Here is a 17,799-nt window from a genome sequence, read left to right on the forward strand (position 1 = left end):
GATCGAGAGGCAGATCAGGCGGGCAGACCCGCGAGCGTCTCCATCTCCTTGAAGAACTCTTCCGGCTGCCCCAGCAGCTGAGCGCTGCCGTGGGCTCGCTTGAAGAACAGGTGTGCGTCGTGCTCCCACGTGATCGCGATGCCACCGTGCAGCTGGATGGCGTCACCGGTGACCGCGAGGAACGCTTCCGAGCAGTACGCCTTCGCGACCAGCGCGTCCGCGGCGGCCGTCGGCAGACCCTCGCTCAGCGAGTGCACGGCCGCGTACGACGCCGAGCGGGCAGTCTCCACCAGGAAGTACAGGTCCGCCATGCGGTGCTTGAGCGCCTGGAAGCTGCCGATCGCGCGACCGAACTGGACGCGGTCCTTGCTATAGTCCACCGTCATCTGCATGCAGCGCTCGGCGGCACCGACCTGCTCGGCGGACAGCGCGACGATCGCGATGGTGCGGACCTTCTCGAGCGCCGCGGTCGCGTCGTCGGCGGTGAGCCGCACGGCCGGGGCGGAGTCGAATTCCACCAACGACATCGGGCGGGTGAGGTCCATCGTCGGCAGCTGACGGCGCGCGACGCCGGCAGCGGTCGGGTCGACCTCGAACAAACCGATGACGCCGTCCGAGCCTTCCACGGCCGCGGCCACGATGAGCACGTCGGCGTGCGCACCGTCGAGCACGTAGTGGGCGGCACCCGACACGGTGTAGCCGGCGGCGTCGCTGCCGGCGGCCGTGCACGCGACGTCGTCACTGCGCCAGTGGCCCTCGGGGCCCACCCAGCAGAGTGCCGCGATGGACGAGCCCTCCGCGATGCCCGGCAGCAGGCGCTCGCACGCCTCGTCGTTGCCGGTCGCCAGGATCGCCTGGGCGGCGAGGACCGCGGAGCCGAACATCGGCGACGGCGTCAGCGCGGCGCCGAGTTCCTCGAGCACCAGGTGCTGCTCGACGAGGGTGGCGCCGAAGCCGCCGAACTCCTCGGGGATCGCGAGCGCCGCGACACCGACCTGCTGGCACAGCACGTCCCACAGGCCGCGGTCGAACGCCTCGCCCGATTCGAGCGTCTTGCGCAGTGCGGCCGCGTCGGCGCGCTTGGCCAACAACTGGGCAACCGTCTTGCGGAGTTCGATCTGCTCCTCCGCGAACACTCCGACCCCGCTCACAGCGCGCTCGCAATCCGTGCGCGGTGGGCCGAGGCGGTGCCCCACGCGGACTGCAGGGCCCGCGTCTTGGTGAGCCACAGCGACAGGTCGCACTCGAGGGTGTAACCGATCGCGCCGTGGACCTGCAGCGCCTTGCGCGACGCCACGTACGCGGCGTTCGCGGCAGCAACCTTGGCGGCCGACACGTCGCGGGCGATGGTGTCGGATCCCTCGGCGATGGAGATCGCCGCACCGTACACCAGCGGGGTCGCCATCTCGACGGCCACCAGGGCGTCGGACATGTGGTGCTTGACGGCCTGGAAGCTGCCGATCACGCGACCGAACTGCGAACGGTTCTTGGCGTAGTCGGTGGCGGTCTCGATCATCGCGTGGCCGGCGCCGATCAGCTGCGCCGACGCGGCCAGCACCGCGAGGTCGTACGCCTTCTCCGCGGCGGCGGCCACGTCCGCACCCTGCGCGAGCGTCTCGACCGACTCGACCTCGAACAGGCGCCGGGCCGGGTCGACCGACTCGAGCTGCGTGGTGGGGCGGACCAACTCGAGGGTGTCACCGGAAACCCGCAGCACCGGCTCGGCGACGTCGGCGTCGAGGGCACGCGGCGTGGACGGCTCGAGGACCAGCGACGCGAGGTTGCCCTCGGCGATACCGGGCAGGAAGCGCTTGGCCAGCTGCTGGTCGTTCAGCGCCGACAGCAGTGCGGGGACGGCGGCAGCCGTCTCCAGGACGGGGCCGGGAACCGCGGCACGGCCCAGCTCGATGAACGCGACGGCCAGGTCGGCCGGGTGCGCGCCGATACCGTCGAACTCCTCCGGCACGGCGAGCGCCGTCACGCCGGTCTCGGCGAGCTGCTGCAGCAGGGCCAGTCCGGCGGCGGTGTCGTTCTCACCCCACGACCGGACGACGGCCGGGGTGTTGGCGTTGGCGAGCAGGCCGCGGAGGCTCTCCGCGAAATCGCGCTGCTCGGTGGACAGAGAGAATTTCATCGATCCGCCTTCGGGAGTCCGAGCATCCGCTCGGCAACGATGTTGCGCTGAATTTCGTTGGTGCCGGCGTAGATCGGGCCGGACAGCGAGAAGAGGTACCCGTCCTGCCACTTGCCGGCGAGCTCGCCGTCGGCGCCCATCAGGTCGAGCGCCGTCTCGTGGATGCGGACGTCGAGCTCGGACCAGAAGATCTTGTTGATCGAGCCCTCGACGCCGAGGGGTACACCCTCGAGCATGCGGGTGACGGTGCCCCAGGTGTGCAGGCGGTACGCCTCGGCGCCGATCCAGGCGTCGACCACGCGGTCCCGCGACGCTGTGTCGGCGGGGTCGGTCTCGGTCTTCCACACCTCGATCAGGCGGTTCACCGCGGAGATGAAGCGGCCCGGGCTGCGCAGGGACAGGCCACGCTCGTTGGACGCGGTGCTCATCGCGACGCGCCAACCGTTGTTCACCTCACCGACGACGTCGGTGTCCGGGACGAAGACGTCCTCGAAGAAGATCTCCGCGAAGCCGGGCTCGCCGTCCAGCTGCGGGATGGCGCGCACGGTGACGCCGTCCTGGTTCAGCGGGAACATGAAGTACGTCAGGCCCTTGTGGCGTTGCGCCTCCGGGTCGGTGCGGAACATGCCGAAGCCCCAGTCCGCGTACACGGCGCGCGAGCTCCAGGTCTTCTGACCGTTGAGGATCCAGCCGCCCTCGGTGCGGCGGGCCGTCGACCGGATGCCCGCCAGGTCGCTACCGGCCTCCGGCTCCGACCAGGCCTGAGCCCAGATGTCGTCGGCGCGGGACATGCGCGGCATGATGCGCGCGAGCTGCTCCTCGGTGCCGTGCTCGAAGAGCGTCGGCGCGAACAGGAAGATGCCGTTCTGGCTGACGCGCCCGGGCGCACCGGCCTTGTAGTACTCCTCCTCGAAGAGAACCCACTCGATCATCGACGCGTCGCGGCCGCCGTACTCTGCCGGCCACGCGACCGTCGACAGGCGTGCGTCGGCGAGCTTGTGCTCCCACTCGCGGTGGGCCTCGAAGCCCTCCGCGGTGTCCATCGACGGCAGCGGTTCCGCCGGGACGTTGGCCGCGAGCCATTCGCGCACTTCCAGCTGGAAGGCGCGGGCCTTTTCATCCAGTTCGAGATCCACTATTTCGCCTTCGCTTTCATACTGTTGACGTCCATTCCACCCAGCGAGTCCCTGCCCACCTCGGCGTTGTGCGCGTGGGCGAAGTGATGCAGGCCGAACACCGAATCCATACCTGCGCGCTGTCCCATGAGGTCCTCGCACTGGTTGACGGCTTTCTTGGTGAGGGCCAGGCCGAACCGCGGCATCTCCGCGACGCGGGCGGCCAGCGCCAGGGTCTCGGTCTCGAGGTCGGCACGCGGCACCACCCGGTTGACCATGCCCACCTCGTAGGCGCGCTGCGCGGAGAAGCGATCGCCCGTGAAGAGGATCTCCTTCGCGAACCGCGATCCCAGCACCCACGGATGTGCGAAGTACTCGACACCCGGAACACCCATGCGGACAACGGGATCCGAGAAGTACGCATCTTCCGACGCGACGATCAGGTCGCAGCACCACGCGAGCATGAGGCCACCGGCGATGCAGGCGCCGTGGATCTGCGCGATCATCGGCTTCGGAATCTCCCGCCACCGACGGCACATGCCCAGGTAGACCTCGGTCTCGCGCGCGAAACGCTGGTCGCCGCCCGCCTTGCCGAGGTGGTCCCACCACAGCGCGGCCTTGTTCTCGTAGTGCACGTGGTGGTCGCGGCCGGGCGTGCCGATGTCGTGGCCGGCGCTGAAATGCTCGCCGTTACCGGCGAGCACGATCACCTTCACGTCGTCGTCCTCGACGGCCCGCTCGAACGCGGCGTCGAGGGCGTACGTCATCACCGAGTTCTGGGCGTTGCGGTAGTCGGGGCGGTTCAACGTCACGAACGCGACGTGATCCCGCACCTCGTAGGTGACGACCTCTCCCTCGTCGGGAAGCTCGCCCCCACCGGGAACGTCGTGGGGGACGGTCATGCCTTGCCCTCTCGCAAATCGTTCTTGAGCACCTTGCCCGACGGGTTGCGCGGAAGCGCGCCGACGATCTTCACCTCGCGCGGAATCTTGAAGTTCGCCAGACGCTCCTTGCAGAACGCGATGACGTCCTCCGCGGTCACGTCGACGCCGGCCTTCGGCACGATGTACGCACGACCGACCTCGCCGGCCCGCTCGTCCGGGATACCGATGACGGCCGCCTCGACGATGGAATCCATTCGCGCCAGCGCATTCTCGATCTCGGCGGGGTACACGTTGAACCCGTTGGAGATGTACATGTCCTTGAGGCGGTCGGTGATGTCGAGGTAGCCACGCTCGTCGAGCACGCCCACGTCGCCGGTGTGCAGCCAGCCGTCGGCGTCGATGGTCTTCTTCGTCGACTCCGGGTCGTCGAGGTAACCGAGCATGACGTTATCGCCGCGCACCAGGATCTCCCCGTGCTCGCCGATCTTGACCTCCATGCCGGGGATCGCCCGTCCGGACGAGGTGGCGACCGTGACCGGGTCGTCGTCGGTGCGGCACATCGTCACCACGACGGCCTCGGTCTGGCCGTAGGCGGTGATGACGGCGTCGTAGCCGAGTTCGGCCTGCATCCGCTCCACCAGCACCACCGGAATCGCGGCCGCGCCGGTGATCGCGACGCGCAGGCTCGACAGGTCGTACTCGTCGCGGGTCGGGAAGTCGAGGATGGTCTGGTGGATCGTCGGGGCCCCCGGCAGGACACTGATCTTCTCGTTCGCGATCGTCGTCATGATCGTGGGGACGTCGAAGACGGCGGCGGGCACCATCGTGGCGCCGCGCAGGATGCACACCATGAGACCGGCCTTGTAGCCGAAAGTGTGGAAGAACGGGTTGATGACCAGGTAGCGGTCGTTCTCGTCGACCTCGGCGCAGTCGGCCCACGCGTCGGCGATACCGACGGTCTGGCGGTGCGCGGTCATGACGCCCTTGCTCTTGCCGGTGGTGCCGGACGTGAACAGGATGTCGGCGACGTCGTCGGGGGAGACGGCGCGGGCGCGAGCGTCGGCCTCCTCCACGGAAACCGGCTCGGCTGCGGCGGCGAGCTGATCCCATTCGAGGATCTCGCCGCCGGGGAACTCGGTGGTGGGGGCGCCGGAGGTCGGGTCGTCCGACGGCGTGCGGAGTACGAGCTGCAGCGACGGGATGCCGCCCGGGCCGGCGGCCTTGAGGACGTCGGCGAGACGGTCGTTCTTGAGGAACCGGTCCGGCACGACCAGGACCTTGGCGCGGGTGCGCTCGAGCAGGTCCAGGGCCTCGTGCCCGGTGTAGCGGGTGCTGATCGGCACCAGCGTCGCGCCGGCGTACTGCGCGGCGAGGAAAGCCTCGATCCAGTGGTGGGTATTGGGTGCCCAGACGGCGACGCGGTCGCCCGCTTCGACGCCCTTGGCCATCAGTGCGCGGGCGGCGAGGCGCACACGCTCCAGCAGTTCGGTGTAAGTGGTGCGGTCGGATCCGTCCGCAACAGCCTCGTTCGATCCGAATTGTTCAACGGCGCGCCACAGCGCGGCCGGGGTCGTCCGGGGCTCGGTGGTCACATTCGTGCTCACAATCTCTCCTAAGGCGAGGCGGAACCTCTATACAAAGCAAGTGCTTGGTAGGGTACCGTATCGCTGTGGACGTTAGCCAGGGTATTGAGACCAGCGAGCAGGCAGCTGCTGACGAGGCCTTTGCGCGGGAAATTCGCGAATGGCTCGAAGAGAACCTCTCCGGGAAGTTTGCCGAGCTGAAGGGCCTCGGCGGGCCGGGACGTGAACACGAGGCGTTCGAGGAACGCCTCGAGTGGGACCGTCACCTGGCTGCCGCCGGCTGGACCTGCCTCGGGTGGCCGAAGGAGTACGGCGGTCGCGAGGCGACGCTGAGCCAGCAGATCATCTTCCATCAGGAATACGCACGCGCGAATGCGCCTGCGCGCGTGAGTCACATCGGTGAGGAGCTGCTCGGCCCGACGCTGATCGCGTTCGGCACCGAGGAGCAGAAGCAGCGCTTCCTGCCGGGCATCAAGACCGTCACCGAGCTGTGGTGCCAGGGTTACTCCGAGCCGGGCGCCGGCTCCGACCTCGCCAACGTGTCGACCACGGCGCGACTCGACGGCGACCAGTGGGTGGTCAACGGCCAGAAGGTCTGGACGTCGCTCGCGCACCTCGCCGACTGGTGCTTCGTCGTCGCGCGCACCGAGCCGGGCTCGTCGCGCCACAAGGGTCTGTCGTACCTGCTGGTTCCCATGAACCAGGAGGGTGTCGAGGTCCGCCCGATCATCCAGCTCACCGGCACCTCCGAGTTCAACGAGGTGTTCTTCGACAACGCCCGCACCGACGCCGACCTGGTCGTCGGTGGCGAGGGCAACGGCTGGGGCACCGCGATGGGCACGCTCACCTTCGAGCGCGGCGTCTCGACCCTGGGGCAGCAGATCGGCTTCGCCCGTGAGCTCGAGTCGATCGTCGAACTGGCCGAGCGCAACGGTGCCGCCGAGAATCCGGCGATCCGCAACAAGATCTCCCGCGCGTGGACGAGCCTGCAGGTCATCCGTGCCCACGCGCTGCGCACGCTCGCGAGCGTCGACGCCAGTGCCAACGGCGGCGAGGCGTCCGTCGCGAAGCTGCTGTGGGCCAACTGGCACCGCGGGCTCGGCGAGCTCGCGATGGAGGTCCAGGGCGCCGCGTCGCTGATCGGTGTGGAGAACACCGAGCCCGGCGAGGAGCTGAACGACCTGCAGCGACTGTGGCTGTTCACGCGCGCCGACACCATCTACGGCGGATCCAACGAGATCCAGCGCAACATCATCGCCGAGCGTGTGCTCGGCCTTCCCCGAGAGGCACGCCCGTGACCGCCACCATCAAGTCCCCGCTCGCCGTCGCTCCCGAAGAGGTCGCGGGCCACGACCTGCTCAAGGGCAAGAAGATCGTCGTGACCGCCGCGGCCGGCACCGGCATCGGTTTCTCGACCGCGCGCCGCGCGCTGCTCGAGGGCGCCGACGTCCTCGTCTCGGACTTCCACGAGCGTCGTCTCGGTGAGACCGTCGAGAAGCTGTCGGCCGAGTTCGGCAGCCAGCAGGTCGAGTCGTTCGTCTGCGACGTCTCGAGCACCGAGCAGGTCGACGCGCTGATCGTCGGCGCTGCGGAGAAGCTGGGCCGCATCGACGTTCTGGTCAACAATGCAGGCCTGGGCGGCGAGACCCCGATCGTCGACATGACCGACGAGCAGTGGGACCGCGTCGTCGACATCACGCTCACGAGCACCTTCCGCGCCACCCGCGCCGCGCTGCGTTACTTCAAGGAGGCCCCGCACGGCGGCGTCATCGTGAACAACGCCTCCGTCCTGGGTTGGCGTGCGCAGCACTCGCAGTCGCACTATGCGGCGGCCAAGGCCGGCGTCATGGCGCTCACCCGCTGCTCCGCGATCGAGGCCGCCGAGTTCGGTGTCCGCATCAATGCGGTGTCGCCGTCCATCGCCAAGCACCCCTTCCTGGCGAAGGTCACCAGCGACGAGCTGCTCGACAATCTGGCGTCGCGTGAGGCCTACGGCCGCGCGGCCGAGGTGTGGGAGATCGCGTCGGTGATCGCGATGCTCGCGAGCGACTACACCACCTACATGACCGGCGAGATCGTCTCGGTCTCGAGCCAGCGCGCGTAGGTAACCTTCCGTGCTCGTGGTGGCCGAATGTCACATCGGTGCAGTCCGACTGAACCGATGTGACATTCGGCCGCGGCACAGGAGTGTCCGCTGGGCGAAATGCGCCGATACCCTAGCAATCGCTTGGTTGGTAGGATGTCCGGCATGACTCCACCCCGAGGCGCCGACGAGTCTTCGAACAAGTCCGGGCGCCGCGCCGAGCTCCTCGAACTCGCTGCGGGCCTGTTCGCCGAACGCGGCCTGCGGGCCACGACCGTGCGCGACATCGCCGACGCGGCGGGCATCCTCTCCGGCAGCCTCTACCACCACTTCGACTCCAAGGAGTCGATGGTCGACGAGATCCTGCGCGGCTTCCAGGACGACCTGTTCGGCCGCTACCGCGAGATCGTCGCCGCCGGCATGGGCTCGCGCGAGACGTTCGAGGCTCTCGTGATCGCGTCGTTCGAGGCCATCGACGCCTCGCACAGTGCGGTCGCGATCTACCAGGACGAGGTCAAGCACCTCGCGTCCAACGAGCGGTTCGCGTACCTCGCCGAGCGTAACCAGGAGTTCCGCGACCTGTGGGTCGGGGTGCTCGAGGCCGGTGTCGCCGACGGCAGCTTCCGTCAGGACCTCGACGTCGAGATCGTCTTCCGTTTCATGCGCGACACGGTCTGGGTGGCCGTGCGCTGGTACCGGCCGGGCGGCCCGCTCACCGCCGAGGCCGTGGCCAAGCAGTACCTCTCCATCGTTCTGGACGGGCTCGCCAGCCCCGACTCCCACAAGTAATCCGACCCAGGAGCTGTTCATGCCCGAGGTTTACATCGTCGACGCCATCCGTACCCCGATCGGCAAGAAGAACGGTGGCCTGGCCCCCGTTCATCCGATCGACCTGGGCGCGCACATCATCAAGGCGCTCGTCGAGCGCACCGGTATCGACCCGTCGAACGTCGACGACGTCGTGTTCGGTTGCGTCGACGCGATCGGTGGCCAGGCTGGCAACATCGCGCGCCTGTCGTGGCTGGCCGCGGGCCTGCCGCAGCACGTGCCCGGTGTGACGGTCGACCGCCAGTGCGGGTCGAGCCAGCAGGCCATCCAGTTCGGCGCACAGGCCATCCTGGCCGGCACCGCCGACCTGATCATCGCCGGCGGCGTCCAGAACATGAGCCAGATCCCGATCTCGGCCGCCATGATCGTCGGTGAGCAGTACGGCTTCAGCACGCCGACCGCCGAGTCCAAGGGTTGGGCCGAGCGCTACGGCGACGAGGAGGTGTCGCAGTTCCGCGGCGCCGAGATGATCGCCGACAAGTGGGACATCAGCCGCGAGGAGCTCGAGAAGTGGGCTCTGCAGAGCCACGAGCGCGCCAAGGCCGCGATCGCCGAGGGCCGCTTCGAGAACGAGATCGTTCCCTTCGGTGACGTCACCACCGACGAGGGCCCGCGCGAGACCAGCCTCGAGAAGATGGCGAGCCTCAACGTGCTGGTCGAGGGTGGCCGCCTGACCGCTGCCGTCGCCAGCCAGATCTCCGACGGTTCGAGCGCGCTGCTGCTGGCGTCGGAGGAGGCCGTGCAGAAGTACGGCCTGAAGCCGCGAGCCCGCATCCACCACATGAGCGCCCGCGGCGACGACCCGATCTTCATGCTGAGCGCGCCGATCCCGGCGACCCAGCACGCGCTGGAGAAGACGGGCCTGACCCTCGACGACATCGACCTCGTCGAGATCAACGAGGCGTTCGCGCCGGTCGTCCTCGCGTGGATCAAGGAGCTCGGTGCCGACCCGGCCAAGGTCAACGTCAACGGCGGCGCGATCGCCCTCGGCCACCCGCTGGGTGCGACCGGCACCAAGCTGATGGCGACGCTGCTCAACGAGCTCGAGCGTCGCAACGGCCGTTACGGCCTGCTCACCATCTGCGAGGGCGGCGGCACCGCCAACGTCACGATCATCGAGCGCATCGAGAACTAGTCCTCCCGCTCACGAATGCCCTGCCGGTTCCCAGTGAATCGGCAGGGCATTCGCCGTTCCCGTCCCCCCGCGTTTTGCGCACTTGTCGCGACTCGGATGCCCGGCGGAGCGCGACAAGTGCGCAAAACGCGGTTGCTGGGGCGGCCTCAGGGGCGTTTGCGGGCGACGCCGGCGATCTGGGTGTTGACGGGCAGGAAGGGCGAGCGCAGGCGGTAGGCCTCGATGGCCGTCTCGGTGAATCCGGCGGCCTCGACGACGGCCTGCAGGTGGCGCTCGCAAGAGCAACCCTCGAAGGTCCAAGCCCACGGCCTGCGTGCGGCCCGCTGCAGACGGCGCAGCGAGGTGCCGTCGGGCGCGGCGACGTGCTCGAGGAACGCGTAGCGTCCGCCGGGGCGCAGGATGCGGTGGACCTCGGTGAGGACGGCCGCGGGATCTGCCACGGTGCAGAGCACGAGGCTCGAGATGACCGCGTCCACCGACGTGTCCGGCAGCTCGAGCCGTTCGGCACCGGTGGTGTGCAGTTCCAGATCGACCCCGGCACGCGCGGCCCGCGCACGCAGGCGCTCGTGCATCGCCGGGTTCGGCTCGACGCCGATCAGCCGGGTGCCGGCGCGGAGGTAACGCAGGTTGGCGCCCACTCCGGGCCCCAGTTCGACGACTGTCCGTGGCAGGTCGTCGAAGAGGGACTGTTTGTGCGGTCGCAGCAGGTGATCCAGATATCGGTCGAGGGCGCTGAAGAACAGGGCGTTGAACGGTCCGCGGAGCGGATGGAACCGGAAGGCGCCGGGCGCGGTCGGCGCCGACTCCTCGGGTTCGCGGGACATCACATCGTGGCTGGCCATCGCTTGCGCTCCTTTCGAGGTTCGCGTCGGTCGATGTGACTACGAGCCTCGCGGAGCGGCACCGCCGCGGATAGGAGGGAACTACCCCTGCCGGTACCTCAATCCGGTACCTCGACGTCGGGAGCCGGGCCGGCCGAGACGCTCCGGGCCCACCAGGCGGCGACCTGGGCGCGGGACGAGACCCCGAGCCGGAGCCGGATGCGCTCGACGTGTCCCTCGGCGGAGCGCTCCTCGATGCCCAGCCGCTGCGCGATCTGCCGGTTGGTCATGCCCTCCGCGACGAGCGCCGCCACCTGCAGTTGCCGCGCGGTCAGCGCGTCCGGCGGTTCCGGGGGAAGCGCGGTGGTTCCGTGCCCCAGGAATTCGAGCATCGCGTGCACGACGGCGGCGGCGTCGCCGACGTGCGGGAAGTGGCTGCGGCCGGGCAGCGATATCAGCCGCGCGCCGGGGATTCGTGCAGCCAGTGTGCGGCCCGCGCGGTAGGGGATCGCCCGGTCGCCGCGCCGGTGTACGACGAGCGTCGGGGCGCCGACCCGGTCGAGCAGGTCGGTCACGTCGATCTCGTAGCACTGCGCGAGCAGGTCGGCGGCCAGTTCGGCTGGTGCGGCCTCCTTCTGCAGCCGAGTGAACAGCGCCCTGGTCGCGGCATCGGCGTCCGGTATGAAGATGTCGGCCAGCATCTCCGAGCCCAGCCCCCAGTGCGCTCGGATCATGCCCAGCACGGCGGTGCGAACCCCCGGCGCGGCGACGTCCGAGCCGTCGGCGTAACCGCCGTACAGGATCAGCCGGTCGACCCGCTGCGGGAAACGTGCCGCGAAGGCGATCGACACCGGCGCGCCCAGGGAGATGCCCAGCAGATCGAAGCGTTCCAGACCCAGGTGGTCGGCCAGAGCCTCGAGCAGCGTCAGATCGGCCGCCAGGCCCGCGGGCCCCGGCATCTGATCGGACAGCCCGCAGCCGGGCCGGTCGTATTGGACGACGGTGCGAACCGCCGACAGCGGTATGAAGAAGTCGCGGTAGGCGCGGTCCTGCCACAGCAACTCGAGGTGGCTGATCCATGCCGCCGGGACCAGGAGCGGCTTCCCTCGGCCGGTGTGGGCGTAGGCGATCCGCGCACCGGTCGGCGCCGTGAAGAAGCGGACCGGACGGCGCGTATCCCGCGCGGACGGTTGACCCATGACGGGCCTCCAGCTCGAGCTCTCTACCTCACACCATCATGCCCGAGCGTCCGAGCCGCGGCCGTCGCGTCCGGCATCGGCCCAGGTGCCGACTCAACTATTTTCGGCAGCCCGCTCGGTTCGCTCCTGGGCCGTCTCGGTCGTCGCGGCCGGCGTGCCCCGGCTGATCAGCCAGCCGACGGCCGCGGCGAGGGGGAACATCACGACGCCGTAGACCGCGCCCGGGATCGCGATGTCGACGCTGTCGAGGACGCTGATCGAGATCGCGATGGCGAGAGTGCTGTTGTGGACACCGATCTCCATCGAACACGCGATGGACTGCCGCCTGCCCGCGCCGAGTACCTTCGGAACCCAGTAGCCGACGGCGAGGCTCGCAAGGCAGAACAGCGTGGTGATCAGTCCGACGTCGGCGAGGTAGCTGCCCACGTTCTCGTTCTCGGCGGCGATGGTGCCGATGATGACGAGCACCAGCACGACGGCCGACGCGATTCGCACGGGCTTGTCCATGCGGTGTGCGAAATCGGTCCACCGGGCACGCACGAACATGCCGACCGCGACCGGGATCAACACGATTGCGAACACCTGCAGCACCTTGCCGAACTGCAGCCCCATCGAGGTTCCCGTATCGGGATCGAAGTAGCCGAGGGCGAAGTTGGTGACGACGGGCAACGTGACGACCGCGATCACCGAATTGACCGCCGTCAGAGTGATATTGAGGGCGACATCGCCGCGGTAGAGGTGGCTGAAGAGGTTCGCGGTGGTGCCGCCGGGGGAGGCGGCGAGAACCATCATGCCGACCGCCAGGAGCGGTGGCAGGTCGAAAAGGAGCACCAGGCCGAAGGCGATGGCAGGCAGTATCAGCAGTTGGCAGGCGAGTGCGATGGTCACGACGCGCGGATGTCGTGCGACGCGAGCGAAGTCCGCGGTCGTCAGCGACAGACCCAGGCCGAACATGATGATCGCGAGGGCCGCCGGTAGTGCCACGGTGGCCAGGGGAGAGTCCATGTCGTTCGCCGTTCCTCGTCTGCGGGTGTGACGCGCACGGTAGCGGCAATGACGCAGGGGAATGGCCGAAATGCCGGAATATGTTCTCCGTCGTCAGATCCGACGCCGGCGCAGCGACAGTGTGAAGCCGACCGGCATGAGCGTCAGACGCTCCTGGATGCGGAGCTGGTAGTCGGGGTCAGCGGTGAAGTCGTAGCGCCGCAGGATCGTGCCGAGGACGAGGACGGCCTCGTGGATCGCGAACTGGCGTCCGATACAGGCTCGTTCGCCGGTCCCGAACGGTTTGTAGATGTGTGGGGCGCGGCCGCGAACACGCTCGGGAGCGAAGCGGTCCGGGTCGAATCTCTCGGGGTCGGAGCCCCACGCGGAGTCGCGGTGCAGTGACGGGATGAGGACGAGTACCCACTCGCCGGCCCGCATCGGATACCGGTTCGCGAGTACCGTGTCCTCCCGCGCCTCGCGCGCGTAGGCGGGCGCCGTCGGCCACAGGCGCAGCGTCTCGTCCAGGACACGGCGGACGTAGCGTAGCTTCGCCACCTGCTCGAAGGTCGGGGTTCCGTCACCCCACACCGCGTCGACCTCGGCGCGCGCCTTCGCCAGTATCTCCGGATGCTGCGCCAGATAGTGGAGCGCGAACGACAAGGCGCCCGAAGTCGTTTCGTGGCCGGCAACCAGGAAAGTCACGACCTGATTCCGAATGTTCACCTCGTCCAGACGATTCGGGTCGTCCTCGCGCGCCGCCCGCAGCATGATCTCCAGCAGATCCTCGGGCCCCTCCGCGTCGCTGTCGCGGCGCTGCCGGATCACCTCGTCGACCACCTGTGCGAGATACGCGGTGTCCTGTTCGTTCTGCCGATCGGACTTGCGGTACAGCAACTTCGACACGAGCGGCACTTTCCGGAACGTGCGCCGCTGGGCGTGGGTGAGCGCGCGGACCATTGCCTCGACGAACGGGTGCGGCCGCTCCCTGCGAAACGAATCGAACGAATAGCTGAACCCCGCCCGGCCGATGGTCTCGAGCGTCAGCTTCGTCATGTCCGACGACACATCCACCGGCGCCCCGTCGACGTGGGTGTCCCAGTGCTCGGTGAGTTCGCCGGCCACCGCCACCATGATGTCGTGGTACGAGCGCATCGCCGCCTGCGTGAACGCCGGACGCAGCAGGTTGTGTGCGCGAGCCCAGTTGGGCTCCTCGTTGTATGCGGTGAACAGGCCGTCGCCGCCGATTCCCCGCAACTCGGCGATCCCGGGGGCGACGTTCTTGGCGAAGCGGGACTCGTCGGACAGTTCCGCGACCATGTCGGCGCCCGACACGAACACGAACCGGTGCCCCAGCGCCTTGCGTTCGAAGATCGGGCCCAGCTGCCGTTCGAGTCGCATCGAGTCCTGCACCGGGGTGTGCAGAGAGACCCCCAGGACGTCGCCCACGAGGGGCAGACGCCCGGGCGGATGCGGGACGGACACGGTTGTGGTGCTCGACTTCTCTACGACGCGCATCGTTCCCCCGCGGTGCCGGTCCGGTGTGTGGTACCGAAAGTACGCCCTATGTTCGCTACCCGACACCCTTTCGGGGGTGCCGGCGCGGGATTACCGTTCGAGGCATGTGCCGAAACATCACCGAGTTGCGCGGGCTCGAACCGGCTGCCACCGCCGAGGAGATCGAGGCTGCCGCGCGCCAGTACGTCCGCAAGATCAGTGGCGTCCACAAGCTGTCCGACGCCAACCGCGACGCGTTCGAGAAGGCCGTCGAAGAGGTCACCGCGACGACGATGGAACTGCTCGCCGCGCTGCCGCCACGTCGGCAGCCTCCCAAGACGGTCCCGCCGCTGCGCCGGCCCGAGGTGCGTGCGCGCATGGCCGCGGCGGAGGAAGCCACCGTCGGATCCTGACTCCAGGGTCGTGCGGTGCCGGTCGGCCCCTGCTGTTACTCTGCGGGCTGACCAAGCACCGACCGGGGGGAACCGGATCGGCGGGGGACGTTCGTGATGGGGGCGGCAGGTTGCCGAGGGGGATGAGCGCGCATCGGTGTGCGCGCTTTCGAGTCGTGGCGGGCAGTGCTGCCCTCACATCGCTTGCATTCCGGGCATTCCAGACCGAGGCATCGGCGTTCACCGCGTCCGTGGACCAGCGGCCGCTGCGGCACTGAAAGAACGCGACGTCTCAGTCTCGAATCACCAAGGGGGATCCTTCGATGGGCAAGCACCGCAAGAGCCGGGTCGGCACGATCGCACGGATGGCGCTGGTCCCGTCCGCCGCGGCCGCAGTGGTCGTGGCAGCGTCGGGCGCGGCGTCCGCGGCGCCGAACCAACTGCCCCCGCAGGGTGGGGTGACGACGGCACCGCCGGCGCAGGGTGGCGGCACCGATGCGCCCCGGACCCAGGGCGGCGTCACCTCCACACCCACCACACAGGGTGGCGTGACGACGGCACCGGCGCAGCCCGAACCCGTGTACTGGGTCGCGCCGCCCGCGCAGTACGAGAACGTCGAGTACCAGCCGCTCGACAACTACGACTACGACACCAACACCTACAACGCGCCCGACGACTACTACGTCGCTCCGCTCCGGGTCGAGGAACTGCACCTGCCCACGTACGTCGAGCCCACCGCGCCCATCATCGCGCCGCGCGAGACCCTGCGCCTGGGCACTTACCATGTGGCGCAGCCCAACTGGATCACCGACGGCGACCTCGCGCGTACCAACAACACCTCCGCCGTCATCGAGGCCGAGGTGTCGACGTTCTGGCGTTCGCTGGGCGTCGAGACCACCCGCGCAAATCGGCTCGCGGCGGCGCAGCTGGGTATGGGTGCGGCGGGTGCGATCACGGGTGCCGCGGCTGTCGGCGGCTTGGGCGCGCTCGCCGGAGGCGCCATCGGAACCCAGGTCGGTCTGGCTACGGGGCTCGGTACAGAAGGGCTGTTCCTTCCCGGGGTCGGTTTCGTGACCACCGTGGGTACCGCGGTCGGTGCGGCCGCCGGCGGTATCCCGGGTGCGGTCATCGGTGGCGCGGGCGGTGCTGTGCTCGGCGCGGGTGCGGGAACCATGTTCGGCGCGGGCGACCTCGGTGAACCGCAGGAGCTTCCCGATGATGTCCGCAGGTTCTTCAACGACGTCGACCAGCCCGCGGTCACCACACAGACGCAGGACACCCTCGCTCAGTGGGACACCAACCCGGTCGGCGGAGCTGCCGCGTCGGCGGTGCGGAATGGCGTGGCCGCTGCACCGGAGATCGACCGTCAAGCACGTGATTTCGTGGCAGCACAGCCCGGCGGTGCGCAGCTGCTGGGGCAGGTCGACGCCGGACTCACCGCGTTCGTGCAGGAATCGTCTCTCGGTGTCGCCGCGAACATGATCGGTGAGGCCGTCGGGGCCGGCGTCCAGGCATGACCACCGGTGGGGCGGGAACGATCCCGCCCCACCCGCGCACCATCGCGGAGGAGAAATGGCGACCGACAACCGGAACGGACCCGCACTGTTCCCGGACGTGACCGAGCACTACGAATCGGAGCCTGCCGAAAGCGCTGTGGCGCCGTCGGTTCCGATCCCGGCGGCAGATGCGGTCTCGGTAGCTCCGACCCCGGAGGAGTCGGCGCCACAGGAGTTGACGCCCGACTTCGAGCACCGACCCGCCTGGCTGGCCGACCCGCATGTCGAACCCGAGCCCGAACAGCCGGCGCGTGCGGCGCGCCGGCCCCTCGTCGTCGCCTCCGCTGCGGTCTCGGTGCTGGCGGTCGCGGCGGCCGTGACCGCGGTCGTTCTGACGGGCGGCGACCGCGAGACCGCCGGGTCGGCCGTGCCGGCGGCGGGAGCATCGGCGACGGCACAGGGCACCGCTGCCGGCGCATCGGTGACCGGGGCGGGTTGGTGCGCCGAAGAGGTGAGCGACGGCCGGAGCGTCGGCCGCGGCCCGGGCACCGTCGACAACGGGCCCGGCGTGATCCGCGCATTCGACCACGCGTACTACGCCCAACGGGACGGCGGCCGGGTCGCGTCGCTGATGCTCACCCCGAACCCGGTGCCGGAGATCCAGAAGTGGATCGATGACGTCCAGGTCGGTACCGAGCACTGCGTGACGATCGCGTCCACCGCGGATCCGAACGCCTACATGGTGGACCTCGTGTTGCGGATGCCGGACGGCACGGACGGCACGATCCGCCAGCGCATCACCGTTGCCGCGTCACCCGACGGCTTCAAGATCGCGACGGTGGAGGATCTGCGATGAACAACGTGGTGTCGCTGCGCCGGGTCCCGAAAGTGGCCGAACCCGAACAGGTGTCGGCCGTTGTCGTCGCCGGTTCCGGTGGTGCCGCGGCCACCACCACGGCGTTCGGGCTCGCCACGGCCCTGCGGCTGGGCACCGGCAAGGAGGTCTCCGCGGTCGACGCCACCAGCGACGGTGGCAACCTGCTCTCCCGCACCGGTATCGGGGCCGTCGACGCGGCGCGCTCGATCCGCCAGTTCCGGGCGCACATGGCACTGACGTCGGCCGGCGTGGTCGTGGTCGGCAACGGCGGCGGCCAGCCGAGCGATGCGGCCATCGTCGACGAGCTCCTCGCGGCCCGGCACAGCGCCCGCATCCACGACGTCGGGACCGCGCTGCGTTCACCGCGACTGGCGCCGCTGCTGCGGTCCGGTGCCGCGCTGGTGGTGGTCGCATCCGCCCGCGCCGAACCGCTCAGCCGGATGCGCGACGCGCTCACCTGGGTGATGTCCACCTACGGCGCCGAGGTGCTGGGACGCACCATCGTCGTCGTCTCGCACCAGATGCCGGACGCTCCCGTGGATCTGGCGCCGATTCGCTCGGCGCTCGCGCCTCGGGTCGCCGGGCTCGTCGAGGTGCCGTTCGACGCGGCCCTGGCGCAGCCCGGTGTGCTCGACCACCGCCGGCTGGCGTCGGCCACCCTCGACGCCTGGACCGACGCCCTCGACGTCCTCGGTGCGCTGTCGAGCCGGCTCGGCCGGTCCGATTCGGGGGAGTCGAGCAGCGAACTGGCCTGAAGCGGAAGAAGGGACC

The 17,799-nt window shown here is 69.3% G+C and carries 17 protein-coding genes; 8 read left to right on the forward strand and 9 right to left on the reverse strand.

Going from position 1 to position 17,799, the window contains the following annotated elements; translation table 11 throughout:
• Positions 1–14: 14 nt before the first annotated feature.
• Genes C7H75_RS03685 through C7H75_RS03705 form a run of 5 tightly spaced genes read right to left on the reverse strand, consistent with a single transcriptional unit; the run spans position 15 to position 5,725 of the window.
• Positions 15–1,151: an acyl-CoA dehydrogenase family protein gene (locus C7H75_RS03685; RefSeq protein WP_233281854.1), complete on the reverse strand. Its 1,137-nt coding sequence runs from the start codon at positions 1,149–1,151 to the stop codon at positions 15–17.
• A complete protein-coding gene (locus tag C7H75_RS03690) occupies positions 1,148–2,134 on the reverse strand; it encodes an acyl-CoA dehydrogenase family protein (RefSeq protein WP_013414858.1) in 987 nt (328 codons plus the stop codon). The genes C7H75_RS03685 and C7H75_RS03690 overlap by 4 nt, the downstream gene beginning before the upstream one ends.
• Positions 2,131–3,270, reverse strand: coding sequence for an acyl-CoA dehydrogenase family protein (locus C7H75_RS03695; RefSeq protein ID WP_005515582.1), 1,140 nt, complete (start codon positions 3,268–3,270; stop codon positions 2,131–2,133). Before C7H75_RS03695 ends, C7H75_RS03690 begins: the two co-directional genes overlap by 4 nt.
• Positions 3,270–4,151, reverse strand: a complete 882-nt coding sequence (locus C7H75_RS03700) for an enoyl-CoA hydratase (protein ID WP_005515581.1) — start codon at positions 4,149–4,151, stop codon at positions 3,270–3,272. Before C7H75_RS03700 ends, C7H75_RS03695 begins: the two co-directional genes overlap by 1 nt.
• Positions 4,148–5,725 (reverse strand): FadD3 family acyl-CoA ligase, encoded by a 1,578-nt coding sequence (locus C7H75_RS03705; protein ID WP_013414859.1) that lies wholly within the window; start codon positions 5,723–5,725, stop codon positions 4,148–4,150. Before C7H75_RS03705 ends, C7H75_RS03700 begins: the two co-directional genes overlap by 4 nt.
• Before the next feature lie 77 nt (positions 5,726–5,802).
• Between C7H75_RS03705 and C7H75_RS03710 the strand changes: the two genes are divergently transcribed.
• From C7H75_RS03710 to C7H75_RS03725, 4 genes are all read left to right on the forward strand, one after another.
• On the forward strand, positions 5,803–7,014 hold the full coding sequence (locus C7H75_RS03710) for an acyl-CoA dehydrogenase family protein (RefSeq protein ID WP_005515579.1): 1,212 nt from the start codon (positions 5,803–5,805) through the stop codon (positions 7,012–7,014).
• A complete protein-coding gene (locus tag C7H75_RS03715; protein ID WP_005515577.1) occupies positions 7,011–7,820 on the forward strand; it encodes an SDR family oxidoreductase in 810 nt (269 codons plus the stop codon). Before C7H75_RS03710 ends, C7H75_RS03715 begins: the two co-directional genes overlap by 4 nt.
• 144 nt (positions 7,821–7,964) lie before the next feature.
• Positions 7,965–8,588: a TetR/AcrR family transcriptional regulator gene (locus C7H75_RS03720; RefSeq protein WP_022594071.1), complete on the forward strand. Its 624-nt coding sequence runs from the start codon at positions 7,965–7,967 to the stop codon at positions 8,586–8,588.
• A gap of 19 nt (positions 8,589–8,607) precedes the next feature.
• Entirely contained in the window at positions 8,608–9,762 is a 1,155-nt protein-coding gene (locus tag C7H75_RS03725; RefSeq protein ID WP_064059634.1) for an acetyl-CoA C-acetyltransferase, read from the forward strand.
• 146 nt (positions 9,763–9,908) lie between these two features.
• Here C7H75_RS03725 and C7H75_RS03730 read toward each other — a convergent pair whose 3' ends face one another.
• The 4 genes from C7H75_RS03730 to C7H75_RS03745 all read right to left on the reverse strand — a co-directional run bounded on the left by C7H75_RS03730 (position 9,909) and on the right by C7H75_RS03745 (position 14,284).
• A complete protein-coding gene (locus C7H75_RS03730) occupies positions 9,909–10,604 on the reverse strand; it encodes a class I SAM-dependent methyltransferase (RefSeq protein ID WP_106850949.1) in 696 nt (231 codons plus the stop codon).
• Between the two features lie 98 nt (positions 10,605–10,702).
• Positions 10,703–11,782 (reverse strand): alpha/beta fold hydrolase, encoded by a 1,080-nt coding sequence (locus C7H75_RS03735; protein WP_106850950.1) that lies wholly within the window; start codon positions 11,780–11,782, stop codon positions 10,703–10,705.
• 93 nt (positions 11,783–11,875) lie between these two features.
• Positions 11,876–12,787, reverse strand: a complete 912-nt coding sequence (locus tag C7H75_RS03740; RefSeq protein ID WP_005515572.1) for a bile acid:sodium symporter family protein — start codon at positions 12,785–12,787, stop codon at positions 11,876–11,878.
• A gap of 93 nt (positions 12,788–12,880) precedes the next feature.
• Positions 12,881–14,284 carry a cytochrome P450 gene (locus tag C7H75_RS03745; RefSeq protein WP_106850951.1) on the reverse strand — a complete coding sequence of 468 codons (1,404 nt, stop codon included), beginning with the start codon at positions 14,282–14,284 and terminating at the stop codon, positions 12,881–12,883.
• Positions 14,285–14,388: 104 nt separating this feature from the next.
• On the opposite strand from C7H75_RS03745, the gene C7H75_RS03750 reads away from it, so the two are divergent.
• From C7H75_RS03750 to C7H75_RS03765, 4 genes are all read left to right on the forward strand, one after another.
• Positions 14,389–14,676, forward strand: coding sequence for a DUF2277 domain-containing protein (locus C7H75_RS03750; protein ID WP_005515569.1), 288 nt, complete (start codon positions 14,389–14,391; stop codon positions 14,674–14,676).
• 302 nt (positions 14,677–14,978) lie between these two features.
• Positions 14,979–16,172: a hypothetical protein gene (locus C7H75_RS03755; protein WP_084865781.1), complete on the forward strand. Its 1,194-nt coding sequence runs from the start codon at positions 14,979–14,981 to the stop codon at positions 16,170–16,172.
• A 55-nt stretch (positions 16,173–16,227) separates the two neighbouring features.
• Positions 16,228–17,007, forward strand: a complete 780-nt coding sequence (locus C7H75_RS03760; RefSeq protein WP_005515566.1) for a DUF8176 domain-containing protein — start codon at positions 16,228–16,230, stop codon at positions 17,005–17,007.
• The gene (locus C7H75_RS03765) at positions 17,004–17,783 is read left to right on the forward strand and encodes a hypothetical protein (protein WP_064077761.1); all 780 of its coding nucleotides are present in this window, start codon (positions 17,004–17,006) and stop codon (positions 17,781–17,783) included. The genes C7H75_RS03760 and C7H75_RS03765 overlap by 4 nt, the downstream gene beginning before the upstream one ends.
• Positions 17,784–17,799 lie beyond the last annotated feature (16 nt).

Origin of the sequence: Rhodococcus (subgen. Prescottella) equi, from assembly GCF_003013675.1 — a bacterium.
Lineage (GTDB): Bacteria > Actinomycetota > Actinomycetes > Mycobacteriales > Mycobacteriaceae > Prescottella > Prescottella equi.